The organism is Flavobacteriaceae bacterium, assembly GCA_003443635.1.
In the GTDB taxonomy this organism is placed as follows: domain Bacteria; phylum Bacteroidota; class Bacteroidia; order Flavobacteriales; family Flavobacteriaceae; genus AU392.
Genome location: CP031964.1, coordinates 397,564 through 416,579, shown reverse-complemented (window position 1 = coordinate 416,579; position 19,016 = coordinate 397,564). Strand labels below are relative to the sequence as shown.

Here is a 19,016-nt window from a genome sequence, read left to right as displayed (position 1 = left end):
CAATAATATGAACATCAAATCAAAATTAGTGCAGAAAACCTTGCTGTTTTTTATATGCAAAATCTTCATTTTAATTACATTACTTTTTAGTAGTTGTACAAAAAAAGAAGAGCTGACTAATAGCATTACAAAAGATGTATTTGCTTCAGAAATAAATCAATTAAAAGATTATTTTCAAATACCAGGCTTATCCATCTTAATTAAAAATGATAATGAAATTATTTATGAAGATTACCTAGGCTTTGCAAATATTTCTGATAAAACTCCATTGGATAAAACAACTACGATTCCAATGGCTTCTTTAACTAAAATTTTCTCTGGAATTGTATTAATGCAATTAGAAGAAGAAGATATATTATCTATTGAGGAGTCTATAAAAAAATATATTCCGTCTATAGGTATCTCAGATTCTATAAAAATAAAACACATCTTATCTCATACCTCTCAAGGTGAAATAGGCAAACAATTTTATTATAGTAATCGATTTGGATTGCTAACTAGTGTCATTGAAAAAGTGGCTGGACAAACCTTTGAAGAAGTAATTAATACAAGAATTATTAATAAACTCCAGCTTAAAAACACTTATTTATTAAAAGATTCGTTACAACTCGTTTCTGAAAATAGAAAAATAGCATCTCCATATTTTTTAGGTGGTGAAATGAAAAATGGTTTTTTAGAAAAAACGCCTAGAGAAGGCTTTATTGATTATGGTTTTTCTGCTTCTGCTGGAATAACTTCTACAGTTATAGATTTAGGGATATTAAGTGATGCATTGGATAACAATACACTTATATCTAATTCTTCAAAAGAGAAAATGACATCTCCATTTAATAATAAATTACCATACGGCTTGGGAATTTTTACCCAAAAGTTTATGAATAAAAAGTTACAATGGGGTTATGGACAATACGATTGCTATTCTAGTTTATTTCTTAAAGTTCCTGATAAAAATTTAACGTTTATAATCGCTGCAAACAACAATTTAATGAGTGATCCTGCACGTTTAATTAATGGAGATGTTACTACATCGTTATTTGCTTTGAGTTTTCTTAAAAATTATGTGTTCAATTTACCAGAGATTTCTCTATTTGAAGAAGAGCAATCATTAGGTACGTTAAAAAATAAAATAAGCGATACTAATAGTGAGTTTTATCGCAAAAAATTAATTGCTCAATTATCTGCAGAAAGTTATATGTCAAGGTTTGATGATACTAAAACAACATTTAGCAAAAAGATCTTAAATCAATTATTTGAGTTATTCCCTGAATATGAAAATTATGGTGATTTAAATTTATTATTTAATCTTCAATTTTTAAAATTGATAACTACAATGCGAGATCAACCTGAACTTGTAGATTTTGATGTTCAGTATCAAAAAATTGGCAAAAAACTTCTTTCTGAAGATTCTAATAATCCATATGCAAACTATTATATGGCTAACTATTACCAAATGAAAAATGATATTGATAGTACGTCACATTTTTATCACAAGATAATTGATGCAAAAAACTTTTCACCTTGGTGGTATACCAATGAAGCTGAACAATGGATAAAATCTAATAAAAATTAAACATCCATCATCCTCCCAATTAAATAAAAAACCCTTAGTTAACACTAAGGGTTTTAATTCTAATAAAGTGGTCCCACTTGGGCTCGAACCAAGGACCACCTGATTATGAGTCAGGTGCTCTAACCAACTGAGCTATGGGACCCAATTAGGCTGCAATATTACTACTTATTTTAAAACTCTACAAGAAATTTATTTTTTTATCTCTTGACATAATTCTATTAAAACGCCATTTGTAGTTTTTGGGTGTAAAAATGCAACTAACTTATTATCAGCTCCTTTTTTGGGAGTTTCATTTAATACAATAAAGCCTTCCTTTTTTAAACGTGCTATTTCGGCATTAATATCTTTTACTGCAAATGCAATATGATGTACTCCTTCTCCTTTTTTTGCCATAAATTTTGCAATAGGACTATCTTCATTAGTGGCTTCTAATAATTCAATTTTATTAGGTCCAACTTGAAAAAAAGATGTTTTTACACCTTCACTTTCAACATCTTCAATTTTATAATGAGGTTCTCCAAATAATTTTTCAAATAATGTATTTGATTCATTTATATTTTTAACAGCAATACCTATATGTTCTATTTTATCCATCATTTTACAAATTTAATTAAAAGCCATAGGTTTTAAAGTATTAACTCACTAAATATCTTATTTTTGTACCATGGAAAGCAATAGGCAGAAAAAAATAGCTTCGGTATTACAACTCGATTTAGTAGAAGTGCTTCAAGGTTCAGCCTCACAAGGTGGAATGCGAAATATTATCATCTCAGTAACAAAAGTTAAAGTAACTGTTGATCTATCTATTGCTAAAGTATATTTAAGTATTTTTCCTGTTGATAAAGGTCAAGAATTATTAGAAGGTATTCAATCCAATTCATCTTTAATAAAACATGAATTAGCTCAACGTACAAGACATCAATTACGTCGTATGCCTCAATTAGAATTTTTTATTGATGATTCTTTAGAATATATTGATAATATAGACCGTTCTTTAAAAGGCTTAGATAACCCAATTGATAACCCAGATTTACTTGACAAAAGAAAAAAATCATAAGCGATTTTTTAAAAATCTTCAGAATTATGTTCTTTAAATTGAAATCTAATTTTATTTTCATATTCAAGAAATGAACATTTCTTTATATATAGCAAAACGTTACTTATTTTCAAAAAGCAGTAATAATGCTATTAACATTATTACTTTAATCGCTGCCTTTGGGATTATCATAGGTGCTACAGCTCTTTTTATTGTGCTTTCAGGTTTTGCCGGGTTAAAAGATTTTAGTTTACAGTCTATCTCTTTTGTTGATCCTGATTTAAAGATTATTACAGCTAAAGGAAAAACATTTGAATTAACTCCAGAAGAGCAAGCAAAATTAGATAATGTAAAAGGTGTTGCTTCTTATTCTAAAATTATTGAAGAGCGTTTTATTCTTGATTACGATGAAAAAAACTCTATTGTTACTATAAAAGGTGTTGACGAAAATTACCCTATAGCTACCATAAAAAACATTTTGAATGAAGGTAGTAATTGGCCAATACCAAATACAGATCAACTTGTTTTAGGCTCCGGTATTGCTTATGATTTATCTCTAGGATTATTTAGTTTTAACAAAGTACTTAAAATAATTTCTGTAAAACCTGGTAAAGGTCAAATCTCATCTTTGAAGGATATTATTAAATCTGTAAATGCGACTAGTGTAGGTACATTTCAAATTAACGAAGAGCTAGATAATTCAATTGCTTATGCCAATCTTGAAACGCTACAATATTTACTAAACTATAAAGAAAATCAGGTAAGTGGTATTGAGTTTATACTAAGTAATCCTGAAAACCTAGAAGTTGTAAAAGCAGAGTTGCAAGCTATCTTTGGAGATAAAGTGCTTATAAAAAATCGATTACAATTAAATGATGCGCTCTACAAAATGCTAAACACAGAAAATGTAGCAGTATATCTTATTTTTACGCTTGTTTTAATTATAGCTCTTTTTAATGTTGTTGGCTCAATAGTCATGATGATACTGGACAAAAAGAAAAATCTGCAAACACTATTTAATTTAGGAGTAACAGTAAAAAATATTCGTCGTATTTTCTTTTTTCAAGGAACTTTAATGACGCTTATTGGAGGTGGGTTTGGCTTACTCTTAGGTTATATAATCATCTTACTACAAAGTCAATTTTCATTAGCTATGTTAACTCCAAACCTAGCTTATCCAGTCGCTATACGACCAATTAATTTTTTAATTGTATTTGCAACAATATCTATTTTAGGAATTTTAGCTTCCAAAATAGCATCTACTCGTATTACAAAACGTTTGATTGCTTAATTTTTTAATATACAATATACTTAGAGTAAAGGTTAGTGGAGGGTTATGCAAACTGGTAATCCGAAAACTTATCTAAAACTTCATCAAAAGCATCAAAAACATCTTTTGAATCGTCGCTAGTTACCATTTTCATTCGGTAATTCTTAAAATGGGGAATTCCTTTAAAATAATTTGTATAATGACGCCGTGTTTCAAAAACACCTAAAGTTTTTCCTTTCCAATCAATAGCCATTTGTAAATGTCTTCTTGCTGCATCTACTCGTTCTATTAAAGAGATAGGTGCTAAATGTTCTCCTGTATTAAAAAAGTGTTTTACCTGTTTAAAAAACCATGGATTACCAATACTAGCACGACCAATCATTGCTCCATCAAGTCCATAATCATCTCTCATTTTCATAGCTCTTTCAGGAGTATCTACATCACCATTTCCAAATATAGGGATGTGCATTCTAGGGTTATTCTTAACGTCAGCAATAGGCCTCCAATCTGCTTCTCCTTTATACATTTGTGCTCTCGTACGCCCATGAATAGAAATAGCTTTACACCCTACATCTTGTAAGCGCTCAGCAACCTCAACTATTTTAATAGAATTATGGTCCCAACCTAATCGTGTTTTAACTGTAATTGGTAGATGAGTACGTTTTACCATTTCTCTTGTAAGAGATACCATTAAATCAATATCTTTTAAAATACCTGCACCTGCACCTTTACTAACTACTTTTTTTACTGGACATCCAAAGTTAATATCTATAATATCTGGGTTCGATTTTTCAACTATATCAACAGTTTTCAACATACTATCAAGATTAGCGCCAAAAACCTGTATTCCTACTGGGCGTTCTTTTTCATAAATATCTAATTTCATTGTGCTTTTAGCAGCATCGCGAATAAGGCCTTCACTAGAAATAAACTCAGTATATACTACATCAGCTCCCTGTTCTTTGCATAATGCTCTAAAAGGAGGGTCGCTAACATCTTCCATAGGTGCAAGTAGTAATGGAAAATCAGGAAGTTCTATATGATCTATTTTTACCAAAGTTTATTTTTTTTGGCAAAATTACTGTTTTTAAAAATAATAGATAGTATTTCTATTACAGAGAGATGGTTAATTACTTCGGCGTAAACGATTTTTTTCTTCAATAGACTTAGAACGTTCATTAGTTTTTAGTTTGGTATTTCCAAATTTGTAACGAAACCCTAATTTAATTGTACGATTATCAAAGTCTAAAAAATTCGAATTATCCTGATTTAAAAAGCGTGTTCTTGAAAAATAATCTTGTTCATTAAAAATATCTTCAACAGATAATGATAATACTCCCTTATTTTTTAATATTACTTTGCTTATCGAAAAATCCGAAGCTAAACGTGGCTCCAATATTCGAAAACCCTGAATATTTTTAGAAAAATATGTAACAGTAAAAGCTGCATTTAGACTATTATCCTCTAAAAATGAAAATGTATTACTAAGAGATGACACTATAGTCCATTGGTCTTGTACAATTTGGTTTCCATTAAAGTTAGATTCATCTTCTATATTAAAAATAGAATTATAAAAATATAAGCTCCAATGATTTCCTATATCATAAAATGTTTCAAAATCAAATCCAAAGTCTCTCGTTTGCCCAATATTTGTTGGTGTAATTGTAATAAGGCTGTTAACATTATCTTGTAAAGGGATTTCTATAATATTATCTTTCCTTTTGCTATAATAAGCTTCAATTACAAAATGATCTAAAAATGATGTTCCTATTGTAACTCTATTCTCAAACACTGGTTGCAAATTAGGGTTACCCGTAACAATAGCATTATCTGTTAAAAAGAATCTGAAAGGGTTTAAATTACTGTAATTAGGACGTTCTAAACTTCGTTTATAATTAGTATATAAACTAAATATTTCAGTAGCTTGGTAATTTAAACTTAGTGTTGGGAAAAACTCAGAATAGTCTTGAGTGTTCACACTTCCTAATAAAACAGAAATACCTTCTATATCGGTATGCTCAAATCGTAAACCTCCTTTAAAACCCCATCTACCCCATTGATCTTCATAGTTTATATAGGCTGCATATATATCTTCATCATAGTCAAAAATATCGGTGTTATTTATATCTAGTATTTCTTGTCCATTAATAATATCATTCTGCACAATATTACTATTACTCTTAATATTTGATGCCTTAACACCTACTTCAAATAATGTTGTTTCACTAATAGGTAGGGTATAATCTGCTTTGTAAATTAAAAACTCTGTATCTTGATTACTTAAAGTGTTAAAGGTTGTAATAGAGTCTAAAGTATTTATTGCAGAAAAATACTCACTATTTACATCTTGATTTCTTTCGTAATCGTAATCTGTGTAGATAACATTTAACGATAGTTTAGCTGAATTTTTAAAATTGTAAATATAATCTAGCCCATAGCTAATATTGCTTCGTTCATCTCTTGATAAGTTTTGAGAATCAAAGTTAAATAATGGATTATTTGTATTATCTGTAACCCTAGTTTCTCCAATAGTTCTTCGTTCAAAATAAGGAAGGATTTGTCCGTTAGCAGAAAAACTAAGTGTACTATTTTCAGTAATTGAATAATCAAAAATGAAATTAAAATTATGAGTTTCAGAATTCACTTCTCGATTAAAATTCGAATTCCATTGTTGTATTATATTATTTCCTTGATCTAAAAAATTAATACGTTGATCATCATCTCTATTAATTTTATTTTTTCTGTAATTATAACTCGCAAAGACATTAATTTTAGAATTCTTATAAAACTGTGTGATTCCATAATTTGTTCTTGGAAATACACCTTGTGTATAATTAGCAAAAATACTTCCTCTATAACCTGTTATTAAATTTTTAGACATCACGATGTTTAATACCGTACCGCTATCTGCGTCATACTTAGCAGATGGATTTGTAATCACTTCAATCGATTTTACGGTATTTGCTGGAGTTCCTTCTAAAAGTTGTGCTAATTCGTTTCCTGTTAAGCTTACTTTTTTATCATTAATGTAAACTGTAGCGTTACTGTTTTTTATTTTAATTTCTTCATCTGCAACCAACACTCTAGGAGTACTTCTCAGTACTTGCAAAATATTACCTTCACTTAATGATGAGTTTTCTACATTAAATATTAATCGATCAGGCTCAATTTTTATCGTTGGTTTTTTTACGGTTAATTCTACAGCAGATAGTGATTCTATATCTTCTTGTAAAATAATACTACGAGCGTTAGTATTTTTAGTAACAGAAATTGTAGTATAATTGTCTTTAAATCCTATAAAACTTGTTTTGAGAATATAACTACCCAATTCAATATTATCAAATCTAAATTTTCCATTTTCATCTGAAGAATCACCAGTAACAATAGTTGAATCTTGTGCTTTTAACAATAAAATATTTGCATAAGCTATTGGTGAATTTGTTTCATCCTTAACTAATCCTGAAACAGATGATGTTTGCGACCATAGCACCTGTGCCGCAAAAAATAACAATATGAAAGAAGCTCTTTTTAAAATAGTAAAAAGGATTTATAATCTGTTACAAACTTATAATATTTAATTCGTTTTTAATCGTCAAAAAACCACAAAACACCTGTGGTTTATCCGTAAATTTATATCTAATTTACGGATATTTTTATCTTATTCAAGAAATTCTTAATCTCATAAATTTATGTATTTTTGCCGTTCGTGGTAAAACCCCAATCAAGTATCAATGGAAAAAATTAGAAATTTCTGTATTATAGCACATATCGATCACGGTAAAAGTACACTTGCCGATCGTTTATTAGATTTTACAGGATCTGTTACCGAAAGGGAAAAGCAAGACCAGTTACTTGATAACATGGATTTAGAGCGTGAGCGTGGAATTACCATTAAATCTCACGCTATACAAATGGATTATGTTTTTGAAGGTGAAAATTATGTTTTAAATTTAATAGACACTCCTGGTCATGTAGATTTCTCTTATGAAGTATCACGATCTATTGCTGCGTGTGAGGGTGCTTTATTAATTGTTGATGCTGCACAAAGCATACAGGCACAAACCATTTCTAATCTATATTTAGCATTAGAAAATGATTTAGAGATTATTCCTATTTTAAATAAAGTAGATTTACCTAGTGCCAATCCTGAAGAAGTCACTGACGATATTGTTGATTTATTAGGTTGTGACCCTTCTGAAGTGATTCACGCAAGTGGAAAAACTGGCTTTGGAGTCGATAATATTCTTGAAGCGGTAATTAAGCGCATTCCTGCTCCAAAAGGAGATCCAGATGCACCACTTCAAGCTTTAATTTTTGATTCGGTTTACAATACGTTTAGAGGTATAGAAACTTATTTTAGAGTTTTTAATGGAGAAATTAAAAAAGGGCAAAAAATTAAATTTGTCGCTACAGATAAAGAGTATTTTGCTGATGAAGTTGGGACATTAAAACTTGATCAGGTTGTAAAACAAAGTGTAAAAACAGGAGATGTTGGGTATTTAATAACGGGGATTAAAACCGCTAAAGAAGTAAAGGTTGGAGATACCATTACTGATTATACAAACCCTACCACAAATATTGTCGAAGGTTTTGAAGATGTTAAACCAATGGTTTTTGCAGGAATTTATCCAGTAGATACAGAAGATTATGAAGAGCTTCGTAATTCTATGGAAAAATTACAACTTAACGATGCTTCTTTAGTTTTTACACCAGAAAGTTCTGCTGCACTTGGTTTTGGTTTTAGATGTGGGTTTTTAGGGATGTTACATATGGAAATCATTCAAGAACGGTTAGAACGTGAGTTTGATATGACTGTAATTACTACTGTTCCTAACGTATCTTATTTTGCCTACACTAACAAAAACCCTGATACCGCTGTTATTGTAAATAATCCTTCCGATTTACCAGACCCTTCTAGTATAAATCGTGTTGAGGAACCTTATATAAAGGCGACTATTATTACAAAAGCAGATTTTGTAGGTAATGTAATGTCTTTGTGTATCGAAAAAAGAGGAATCATAAGCAATCAAACCTATTTAACTCCAGAACGTGTTGAACTTACTTTTGAAATGCCATTAGCCGAAATCGTTTTTGATTTTTATGATCGTTTAAAAACAGTTTCTAAAGGATATGCTTCTTTCGATTATTCTCCTATTGGAATGAAAGTTTCAAAATTAGTTCGTTTAGATATTTTACTTAATTCTCAACCTGTCGATGCTCTTTCTGCTTTAATTCATGCAGATAATGCTCAATATATTGGGAGGAAGATGTGTGAAAAATTACGAGAACTAATTCCGCGTCAACAATTTGATATCCCTATTCAAGCGGCTATCGGTGCTAAAATAATCTCAAGAGAAACCATTAAAGCTCTTCGTAAAGATGTAACGGCTAAGTGTTATGGTGGTGATATTTCTCGTAAACGTAAACTTCTTGAAAAGCAGAAAAAAGGGAAAAAGCGTATGCGTCAAGTTGGGAATGTAGAAATCCCACAACAAGCATTTATGGCTGTATTAAAGTTAAATGATTAATTACTACTGGAACTGGTAGCATTAATTTTAAAGGGTTTTCCTAAATAAACTAATACATGTCCTTTTTCAATAGGTTTCACTTCTTTATTATAAGAAGAAATGATTTGTAATTCTCCTTTCTTATTCTTTATAAACAAGGGAATAATGTGCTTTTCATTATTAGATAATTCAATCAACGTTTCATAATGAACTGTGTCTTTTATTTTAATTTCATTAATTCTGGGGTATGCTTTTACGGTTTTTTCTAATGAGATAAAATCATCTGTATGAGAAAATAAACCTTCTTTAGGATTGTTATTTTCATCGTTCATTTCATCTTTAGAGACTAATCTAAACGATCCATTCTCTCCAAACTGCTTACTAAACTTATCTATAGCATACTTATTAAGATTAGAGTTTGCTGTAAGCGCCATTAAATATCCCACATCATTCAATTCAATATCGTCCAGTAGTCTATCAGAGTAAATATTGGCATTAATAGCTTCAAGTCCTTGATTTTTAGATGTTTCAATATTTGTGATGTTGCTATCTATCAAAACAACATTTCTATTGTTAGTTTCAAGATAAGTAGCTAATAATCGTGAAACTTCAGATGCCCCTACAATTAATATTCCTTCTGATTTAGTTAAAAACACTCTTGCAATTTTTGCAAAAGCACGAGCTGTAGTCGCATTTAACAAGACTGTCCCTAATACAATTACAAATACTAGAGGTGTAATGTATTCTGCTCCTACGACTCCTTGTTTAGCAAGTTTTAATCCAAATAAAGATGCGATACCTGCTGCAACAATACCTCTTGGCCCTACCCAACTGATAAATAGTTTTTCATTCTGTTTTAATGCTGAGTTTTGAGTGCTTAAAAACACTCCTAATGGTCTAATAATTAAAATTACAATAGCAAAAAGTACAGCTGTTTTCCAACTATAAATTAACAATAGATCTTCCATATTAATATTAGCTGCCAGCAAAATAAACAGTATAGAAATGAGTAATACGCTTAATGATTCTTTAAAATATAGGAGTTCTTTTAAATATTTCGAATTAAAATTTCCTAGTACCATACCCATTACTACAACAGCTAATAGCCCTGATTCATGTGCAAAACTATCTGATAACACAAAAACACCTAATACACATGCTAAAGCAAATACATTCAATAAATAATGTGGAATCCAATTTCTATTAATTGAAAAATTGAGCGCATGTGCAAACGTAAATCCAAATGTAGATCCGAATAAGACTATTTTTCCAAATTCAATAAATGCTGTTTTTGTAAACTCTCCTCCTCCTCCAACACTAATAAATTCGAAAACCAATACTGCTACCAAGGCTCCTATTGGATCAATTAATATACCCTCCCACTTTAAAACAGCTGAAACATCTTTTTTTAAAGGGATATTTCTTAAAATAGGTGTAATTACAGTAGGTCCTGTTACTATAATTAATGCTGAAAATAAGAAAGCTATTTCCCAATTCAAGCTAAAAATAAAATGTGCAGCAATTGCTGCTCCAAAAAATGTAACTAATGATCCAATGGTAATCAATTTTGTAATTACCGGGCCAACATTTTTAATTTCACTTAATTTTAATGTCAATCCGCCCTCAAATAATATTATACTAATAGCCAGAGATACAAAGTAAAATAAGCTTTCTCCTGGAAATAAACCTTCTGTTCCGTTCCAAATAGGCTCTATCCATTTTGTTCCATCTTCTGATAAATATTCTGCTGCAATAGGACCTACTAATAAGCCTATTAATATTAACGGAAGTATTGCGGGAATTTTTAACTTCCAAGCCACCCATTGCGCCAGAATACCTAAAATAATAATACCTGCTAATTCTAGCATAGATTTTAATTTTTAAAACGTAAATTTAATGAGAATAAATCAAAGTTTTGATTTTATATTTTTAAGTAAAAAAATTACGTTTTTGAAAAAAGTACTATCTTGTCCGATTTAACTAATTGCCCTTAATATTGAATTTAAAACCTTTTCATACAATAGGTATCGGAGTTACTTTTTCTCCTAACCTTAAAGCAAATATTAATGAAGCTGCAAGATTATCGCACTTTTTTAACACTGAACTTATTTTAATTCATGTCGGAGAGCAATCAAAAGATAAAGAAAATACCTTTAAAACTTTTTTAAAACCATTTATTAAAGATGGTTTTAATTATAAAATAATTTTTAAGTCAGGTAATCCTGTAGATGTTATTTTATCTGTTTCTGAAGAAAATAATATTGATCTCCTTATTTTAGGTGCGCTTCAGCAGGAGAATTTTTTAAAATATTATGTCGGTTCTATCGCTAGAAAAATAACACGTCAAGCTAAATGCTCTGTATTGTTATTAATTAACCCATCTGTTGATCGAATCCCTTGTAATCATATTGTTGTTAATGGATTAGAAGATCCAAAAACAAAATTAACTATTACTTCTGCTTTTTATGTTGCAAAACATTTAAGTTCGGACAAAATTACTATTGTAGAAGAAATTGGGCAGGAAAAAGTAGCTGTAAATATTGATGATGACAAATCTCTTAGAAAATCTACAATTGTTAAAGAACGTATTAGATTGAGAGAAGATTCTAGAGTTAAAAATTTAATTGAAAATATACCGGAAGGGTATACTCAGAATATTCAAATAAATACACAACCTATTTTTGGAAAAAGAGGTTATTCTATTGGTCATTATGCACAAGTAGTTCGTGCAGATTTACTAATTATGAACGCCCCAAACAAAATATCTTTTTGGGATCGTTTATTTCCACACGATATTGAGCATATTTTAACAGAATTACCAACAGATGTATTAATAATTAGATGAGCCCTAAAAAAGATTATATCGCAAGTTTTTTTAAAACACTACCTAAAAATATATTTTCAGGCTTTGTAGTGAGTCTCATTGCACTTCCTCTAGGTCTTGGATTAGCTATGGCTAGTGAAGCACCTCCTATAGCTGGTATTATAGCAGCTGTTGTAGGTGGTATTGTAGTGTCTATATTTGGAGGAAGTTACGTAACTATAGCTGGTCCGGGAAACGGACTCGTTGGAGTATTACTTGTTGCTATTACAACACTTGGGCTTAATGGTGCTTATGCAGCTATTATTTGTTCAGGTATTTTACTAATTATTCTTGGGTTTTTAAGACTCGGAAAGCTTGCTGATTATTTTCCGTCTTCGGCAATTCAAGGTATGTTAGCAGCCATTGGTTTAATTATTCTCGGTAAGCAATTCCATATTATGCTTGCTAACAAAATATTAAAAGAAAATAGTATTGAATATCTATTAGAAATTCCTAATACTATAAGAGCTGTTTTTAGTTTCTCAGATAGTGGTTTAATGTATGCAGCATTCGCTGGAATTATTAGTTTAATCATTATGGTATTTTACCCTAAAATAAGGAATAAATACCTGCAACTTATTCCTGCACCTATGTGGATTGTTATTTTGTCTATTAGTTTTAGCTATTACTATGAGCTTATAAAACAACAACCCAACCCTATTGATCCTCAATATATGATTTCTGGAATACCCAATATTAATGAGATTATTACTCAAATTCCAAAACCTGATTTTGGAGGGATTACTACCTGGTCTTTTATTGGTAGTATACTTGCTTTAACTCTTATTGCTAGTATTGAATCTTTATTAAGTATTAAAGCAGTAGATAAGTTAGATCCTGAAAAACGCAGATCTAATGTTAATAAAGATATAAAGGCTTTAGGATTAGCTACAATAGGTAGTGGGTTTTTAGGCGGCCTAAATGTAGTTACTGTTATTGCCAGAAGCTCAGTTAATGTAAATAATGGTGGAGCAAATAGAGCTTCTAACTTTTTTCATGCTACTTTTTTAGTCATTTTTATTTTATTATTTAGTACGCAACTCACTCGAATACCTCTTCCCGCGTTAATGGCAATATTGGTATTCACCGGTTATAAACTTGCTTCTCCAGGTAATATCAAAGCTATTTTTTATGTTGGTAGAGAACAGCTTATTATATTTTTTGTCACGCTTTTTATTACCTTAAAAGTTGGTTTAATTACTGGAATTGCTACAGGAGTTTTTACAACTTTTATAATTCATGTTTTTATAAACAAAAGTTTTTTATTGTTTTTCAGAAACATATTAAAGCCTAATGTATTAATGTTCAATGAAGAAGGTAGTAAAGATAATTACTATATAAGCGTTAAACACTTTTGCAGTTTTTTAAATTACAATAAACTAAAATATAAGCTTGACGCAATTCCTGAAGATAAAGATGTTATTGTAGATTTTTCTATGTGCGAATTTGTTGATCATACAGTAATGGAAAACCTCAATAGTTATCAAGAGTTATTTACTAAAAAAGGAGGGCATTTTGAAGTCGTGGGGCTAGATATGCACGATACAGATTCTAAACATCCTTTTGCATTAAGGCGTTTATTACCTATCCCACATATTTTTAAAAGCAACCTTACTAAAAGGCAAATTACTTTAGAAGAATTGGCTATAGATTATAAGCTTAATTATACATCTATCAAGCAAAAAGATATAAATTTTTTAGAGCGATTTACATTTTTTAAAACCAAACAAATAAACCATATATATAATCAATTATTTAATGACCAAGCAAATTTAAATATATTTGATATTGAGTTTTCTGAAGGTGAATTTATTGCCAAAGAAGTTATAAGAACTACCATGCTTCATATTGATCTTTTAAAACCAATACCTCAATTTTCATTAGATAGAGAAGGTTTTTTAGAAAGAATAAACATTCTTGTAGGTTCTAAAGACATTAATTTAAAAGATTATAGTGATTTCTCAAAACGTTTTTATTTAGTTGGAGAAAACGAACTTGAAATTAAAACCTTTTTCACAAATGAACTTGTTCATTTTTTTGAAAGTAATTCTTATTATCATATTGAGTCTAATGGCAATAGTCTTCTTGTATATAGTAAAGAACGACTGGCAAGTGTAAAGGAGATTAAATCTTTATTACACTTTGGTAAACATCTTAAAAGTGTTATTATCAATAACAAGCAGTTAAAAACACAAAATAATCTTAACATCTACTAATATTTTGCAAGTGTTTTATTAATTTGCTCAACTTATGAAATTGGTATTCTAAAAAAGTTTTACAAACTTGATGCGAATTACATCTGATCAAAAAGAAAAATAGATTTAAATTAATGAATTTATATCCTATAAATGCTGGAAGTTTTAAGCTAGATGGTGGAGCAATGTTTGGTGTAGTACCAAAATCGCTATGGCAAAAAACAAATCCTGCCGATCAAAACAATATGATTGACATTGCCGCACGTTGCCTTTTAATTGAAGAAGGAAACAGGTTAATCTTAATCGATACTGGTATGGGTGATAAGCAATCTGAAAAGTTTTTTGGGTATTATCATTTATGGGGTGATGATAGTATTGATAAATCATTATCTCAATACGGTTTTCATCGTGATGATATTACTGATGTATTTATGACACATTTACACTTCGATCATTGTGGAGGAAGTGTACAATGGAATAAAGATAGAACAGGTTATGAGGTTGCTTTTAAAAATGCACACTTTTGGAGTAATAAACTACATTGGCAATGGGCTACAGAACCTAATAAAAGAGAAAAAGCATCTTTTTTAAAAGAAAACATTCTTCCGATGGAAGAAAGTGGTCAACTTAAGTTTTTAAATACTCCTAATGAGGATGTGCTTAGAAATTCGGAGCTTGGTTTTGATGTGTTTTTTGCAAACGGTCATACCGAAAAGCAAATGATTCCATTAATTCATTATAAAGATAAAACCATCGCTTTTATGGCAGACTTATTACCTACTGTAGGTCATTTACCTATTCCATTTGTTATGGGTTATGACACAAGGCCCCTTTTAACATTAGATGAAAAAGCATCTTTTTTAAATACTGCAGCAAATAATAATTACTATTTATTTTTAGAACATGATGCCCATAATGAACTTATTACAGTTAAACATACTGAAAAAGGTGTGCGTTTAGAAAACACATATACCTGTAAAGACATTTTTAAATAAAGAATATTAAAAAATAGATTATGAAGCGAATTAAATTAGTATTACTACCCATTACAATTGCTGTTTTTTTTACGGGGTGTGGTAGTACTGCTCCTATTATTTCTACACCAATATCCAATATAGACAAAACTCCTATAAAAGTTTCTGAACTTACCGAGAATGAGAAACATACTTGGGGACATTTAGACCTTGAAAAAGATACCATACCTGGAATGAGTGTAAATAAGGCTTATACAGAAATTATTAAAGGGAAAAAAGGGACAACAACCATCGTTGCGGTTATAGATTCTGGCATAGATATAGACCATGAAGATTTAGATGATGTTATTTGGGTTAATAAAAAGGAAATTCCTGGTAACAAAAAAGATGATGATAACAATGGGTACATAGATGATGTTCATGGTTGGAACTTTTTAGGAGATGGTTATAATGAACAATTAGAGATTACTAGGATTTTGGCTAGTGGTAATACTAACGATCCCAACTATGCAAAAGCTAAAGTCGCTTATGATGAACAAATACAATCTCTAACTCCTCAGAAAAATCAATTAAGTCAAATACTACCTGTGCTTATCGCTTCAGATAAAGCAATTGCAGATCATTTAGATAAAAAAGAATATACTAAAGATGAAGTAAATGCTATAAAAACTACAGATCAGACCTTATTACAACATAAAAGTATTATTTCTCAAACATATGGTTTTGGTCTTGGTACTGTTCAAGAAACAATAAAACAACTTACTACGGGATTAAATCAAATTAAAGATCGTTTAGACTATAATTTGAATAAAGATTTAAAAGGAAGAAAAACAGGAGATAATCCAAATGACTTTTCTCAAAAATTTTATGGTAATGGAAATGTAAAGCCTTCTACGAAAGAGGAAAGCCATGGTAGTCATGTTGCCGGTATTATAGCTTCAGAACGAGACAACGGAAAAGGTGTTAATGGTGTTGCTAATAACGTAAAGATTATGTCTATTAGAGTAGTTCCTAATGGAGATGAATATGATAAAGATGTTGCTCTTGGTATAAGATATGCTGCGGATAATGGAGCTAAAATTATTAATATGAGTTTTGGAAAAGATTTTTCGCCACATAGCGATTGGGTAAAAGAAGCTTACATATATGCCGAATCAAAAGATGTTCTTATTGTTCATGCTGCAGGAAATGATAGTAAAGATATTGATGTTGAAGATAATTTTCCAAATGATGTTATTAACGGTAAAGAAGTCTCTAACAATGTAATTACAGTTGGTGCTCTCGATCCAAAATATGGATCAAACATTGTTGCTGGGTTTTCAAATTATGGAAAAGCCAATGTAGATGTATTTGCTCCTGGAGGTGAAATATATTCCACATTTCCAGAAAACACATACGAAACCATTGGAGGAACTTCTATGGCAGCCCCAGCTACTGCAGGTGTAGCTGCTTTAATTCGTTCGTTTTACCCAGAGTTATCCGCTAGACAAGTCAAACAAATTATATTAGATTCTGGACTTCCTATTACAACAAAAGTAATAGTTGGAGGCGATGCAAACGATGTAAGACCTTTTCAAACTTTATCAAAATCAGGTAAAATAGTTAATGCATATAACGCATTAATATTAGCCTCTCAAATAGCTAAAAAACAAATATAACAGATATGAAAAAAACGATTTTTATTTCATTAAGTATTGCATTACTACTTTCTTCATTTACAAATGTTAGTGCATTGCAATCTAGAAAAACAACACAACAACACGTTAATGCGGGTTATTGGCAACAACATGTCGATTATAAAATGGAAATTGATATGAATGTTAACAATTATCAATACAAAGGAAAGCAAACTTTAGTTTATACTAATAACTCTCCTGATGTATTAAATAGAGTATATTATCATTTATATTTTAATGCATTTCAACCAGGTAGTGAAATGGATGTACGTTCTCGTACTATTGCAGATCCTGATGGAAGAGTAAGAGATCGTATAAGTAAACTTCAGCCTAATGAAGTTGGTTTTATAAAAGTAAATGCTTTATCTCAAAATGGTACTGCAATTAGTTATGAAACTGTCGGAACCATATTAGAAGTAAAGCTAAATAAACCTATCCAACCAGGAGAAAAAGTAACTTTTAAAATGGAATTTGATGCACAAGTTCCTGTTCAAATCCGTCGTTCTGGAAGAAATAATGCTGAAGGTGTAGCTTTATCAATGACGCAATGGTACCCTAAATTAGCAGAATATGATTTTGAGGGCTGGCATGCAGATCCATATATAGGAAGAGAGTTTCATGGTGTTTGGGGAGATTTTGATGTTAAATTAACAATTGATAAAGATTATGTTGTTGGTGGATCTGGTTATCTTCAAGGTAAACCTAAAGTAAAAGGTGATAAAAAGACAATGCATTTTATTGCTCCAAATGTTCATGATTTTACTTGGGCAGCAGATCCAGAATATATTCATGATACAATGCAGGTTCCTAATGGACCAATGCTTCATTTTTACTATAAAAAATCATTATCTGAAGAGTATTTAAAAAACTGGAAAGATTTGCAACCTCTTACTGTAAAACTAATGCAGTTTTTCTCAGAAAATGTTGGGAAATATCCTTATGATCAATACTCAGTAATTCAAGGTGGTGATGGTGGAATGGAATACGCAATGTCTACATTAATTACCGGGAAACGTAATTTTAATAGCTTACTAGGTGTAACAGCTCATGAGATGGCACACACTTGGTTTCAGTTTTTATTAGCTTCTAATGAAGCAAAACATGAATGGCTAGACGAAGGGTTTACAAGTTATATTTCTGCTTTAGCAATGAATACTTTTAGACAAGCTCCTGTAGATAATCCATCTGCAGGATCTTATAGAGGTTATATTCGTTTAGCTAATTCTGGTTTGGAACAACCAATGACCACACATGCCGATCGTTATGCTCTTAACGGATCGTATTCAACAGCTGCCTATAGTAAAGGTGCAGTATTTTTAGCACAATTAGGTTATGTAATAGGTGAAGATAATCTTAAAAAAACAATTAAGAAATACTTTAAAGATTTTTCGTTTAAACACCCTAAACCATTAGATATTGTACGTACAGCAGAACGTATTACCGATTTTGAATTAGATTGGTATTTAATCGATTTTGGCCAAACTACTAATACTATTGATTATGCAGTAAAAAGTATAAAAAATAAAACCGTTTCTTTCGAACGAATAGGTTTAATGCCAATGCCATTAGATGTTACAGTAACATATACGGATGGTTCCACAGAAGATTTTTACATCCCATTACAAATGATGCGCGGTGAAAAACCAACATCTGCTAAAATTCTTAAAGATTGGGCTTGGACTCATCCTTCTTACTCTTTTGAAACTTCTAAAAATATTGCTTCTGTAGAAATTGACCCTTCTCAAATGATGGCAGATGTAGATCGAGCTAATAATAAACTATAGTTTAATTACAATAAGTAAAAAGAGAAAAAAGATTATTTCTTTATTAGATTAAAAACCACCTAATCAAAATTAGGTGGTTTTTTGTTTTTTATTTCTTTTCTAAAACAAGGTTAATTTCGAAGTGTATTACTTAACTGTTAA

The 19,016-nt window shown here is 30.3% G+C and carries 13 protein-coding genes and 1 tRNA gene; 9 read left to right on the top strand and 5 right to left on the bottom strand.

Features of this window, described 5'->3' with window-relative positions:
* The first annotated feature begins 7 nt into the window (after positions 1–7).
* A complete protein-coding gene (locus D1817_01845; GenBank protein AXT18649.1) occupies positions 8–1,570 on the top strand; it encodes a class A beta-lactamase-related serine hydrolase in 1,563 nt (520 codons plus the stop codon).
* Positions 1,571–1,638: 68 nt separating this feature from the next.
* Here the strand turns inward: D1817_01845 and D1817_01840 are convergent.
* A tRNA-Met gene (locus tag D1817_01840) sits at positions 1,639–1,712 on the bottom strand.
* 47 nt (positions 1,713–1,759) lie between these two features.
* Positions 1,760–2,164, bottom strand: coding sequence for a methylmalonyl-CoA epimerase (mce, locus tag D1817_01835; GenBank protein ID AXT21204.1), 405 nt, complete (start codon positions 2,162–2,164; stop codon positions 1,760–1,762).
* Between the two features lie 70 nt (positions 2,165–2,234).
* Between mce and rbfA the strand changes: the two genes are divergently transcribed.
* A complete protein-coding gene (gene rbfA, locus D1817_01830) occupies positions 2,235–2,627 on the top strand; it encodes a 30S ribosome-binding factor RbfA (GenBank protein ID AXT18648.1) in 393 nt (130 codons plus the stop codon).
* A 70-nt stretch (positions 2,628–2,697) separates the two neighbouring features.
* Positions 2,698–3,897 (top strand): ABC transporter permease, encoded by a 1,200-nt coding sequence (locus tag D1817_01825; protein ID AXT18647.1) that lies wholly within the window; start codon positions 2,698–2,700, stop codon positions 3,895–3,897.
* Positions 3,898–3,940: 43 nt separating this feature from the next.
* Here the strand turns inward: D1817_01825 and dusB are convergent, their stop codons facing one another.
* On the bottom strand, positions 3,941–4,933 hold the full coding sequence (dusB, locus tag D1817_01820) for a tRNA dihydrouridine synthase DusB (protein ID AXT18646.1): 993 nt from the start codon (positions 4,931–4,933) through the stop codon (positions 3,941–3,943).
* A 69-nt stretch (positions 4,934–5,002) separates the two neighbouring features.
* Positions 5,003–7,387, bottom strand: coding sequence for a TonB-dependent receptor (locus D1817_01815; protein AXT18645.1), 2,385 nt, complete (start codon positions 7,385–7,387; stop codon positions 5,003–5,005).
* Positions 7,388–7,607: 220 nt separating this feature from the next.
* Here D1817_01815 and lepA point away from each other — a divergent pair, with 220 nt between their 5' ends.
* Positions 7,608–9,404: an elongation factor 4 gene (lepA, locus tag D1817_01810; GenBank protein ID AXT18644.1), complete on the top strand. Its 1,797-nt coding sequence runs from the start codon at positions 7,608–7,610 to the stop codon at positions 9,402–9,404.
* On the opposite strand, the gene D1817_01805 is transcribed toward lepA, so the two are convergent.
* A complete protein-coding gene (locus D1817_01805) occupies positions 9,401–11,251 on the bottom strand; it encodes a cell shape-determining protein (protein AXT18643.1) in 1,851 nt (616 codons plus the stop codon). The genes lepA and D1817_01805 overlap by 4 nt on opposite strands.
* A 128-nt stretch (positions 11,252–11,379) precedes the next feature.
* Here D1817_01805 and D1817_01800 point away from each other — a divergent pair, with 128 nt between their 5' ends.
* From D1817_01800 to D1817_01780, 5 genes are all read left to right on the top strand, one after another.
* Positions 11,380–12,228 (top strand): universal stress protein, encoded by an 849-nt coding sequence (locus D1817_01800; GenBank protein ID AXT21203.1) that lies wholly within the window; start codon positions 11,380–11,382, stop codon positions 12,226–12,228.
* The gene (locus D1817_01795) at positions 12,225–14,462 is read left to right on the top strand and encodes a SulP family inorganic anion transporter (protein ID AXT18642.1); all 2,238 of its coding nucleotides are present in this window, start codon (positions 12,225–12,227) and stop codon (positions 14,460–14,462) included. Before D1817_01800 ends, D1817_01795 begins: the two co-directional genes overlap by 4 nt.
* 113 nt (positions 14,463–14,575) lie before the next feature.
* Positions 14,576–15,436 carry an MBL fold metallo-hydrolase gene (locus tag D1817_01790; GenBank protein AXT18641.1) on the top strand — a complete coding sequence of 287 codons (861 nt, stop codon included), beginning with the start codon at positions 14,576–14,578 and terminating at the stop codon, positions 15,434–15,436.
* Between the two features lie 20 nt (positions 15,437–15,456).
* Positions 15,457–17,073 carry a peptidase S8 gene (locus tag D1817_01785; protein AXT18640.1) on the top strand — a complete coding sequence of 539 codons (1,617 nt, stop codon included), beginning with the start codon at positions 15,457–15,459 and terminating at the stop codon, positions 17,071–17,073.
* Positions 17,074–17,078: 5 nt separating this feature from the next.
* On the top strand, positions 17,079–18,875 hold the full coding sequence (locus D1817_01780) for a M1 family peptidase (GenBank protein AXT18639.1): 1,797 nt from the start codon (positions 17,079–17,081) through the stop codon (positions 18,873–18,875).
* The last annotated feature ends 141 nt before the right edge of the window (positions 18,876–19,016 follow it).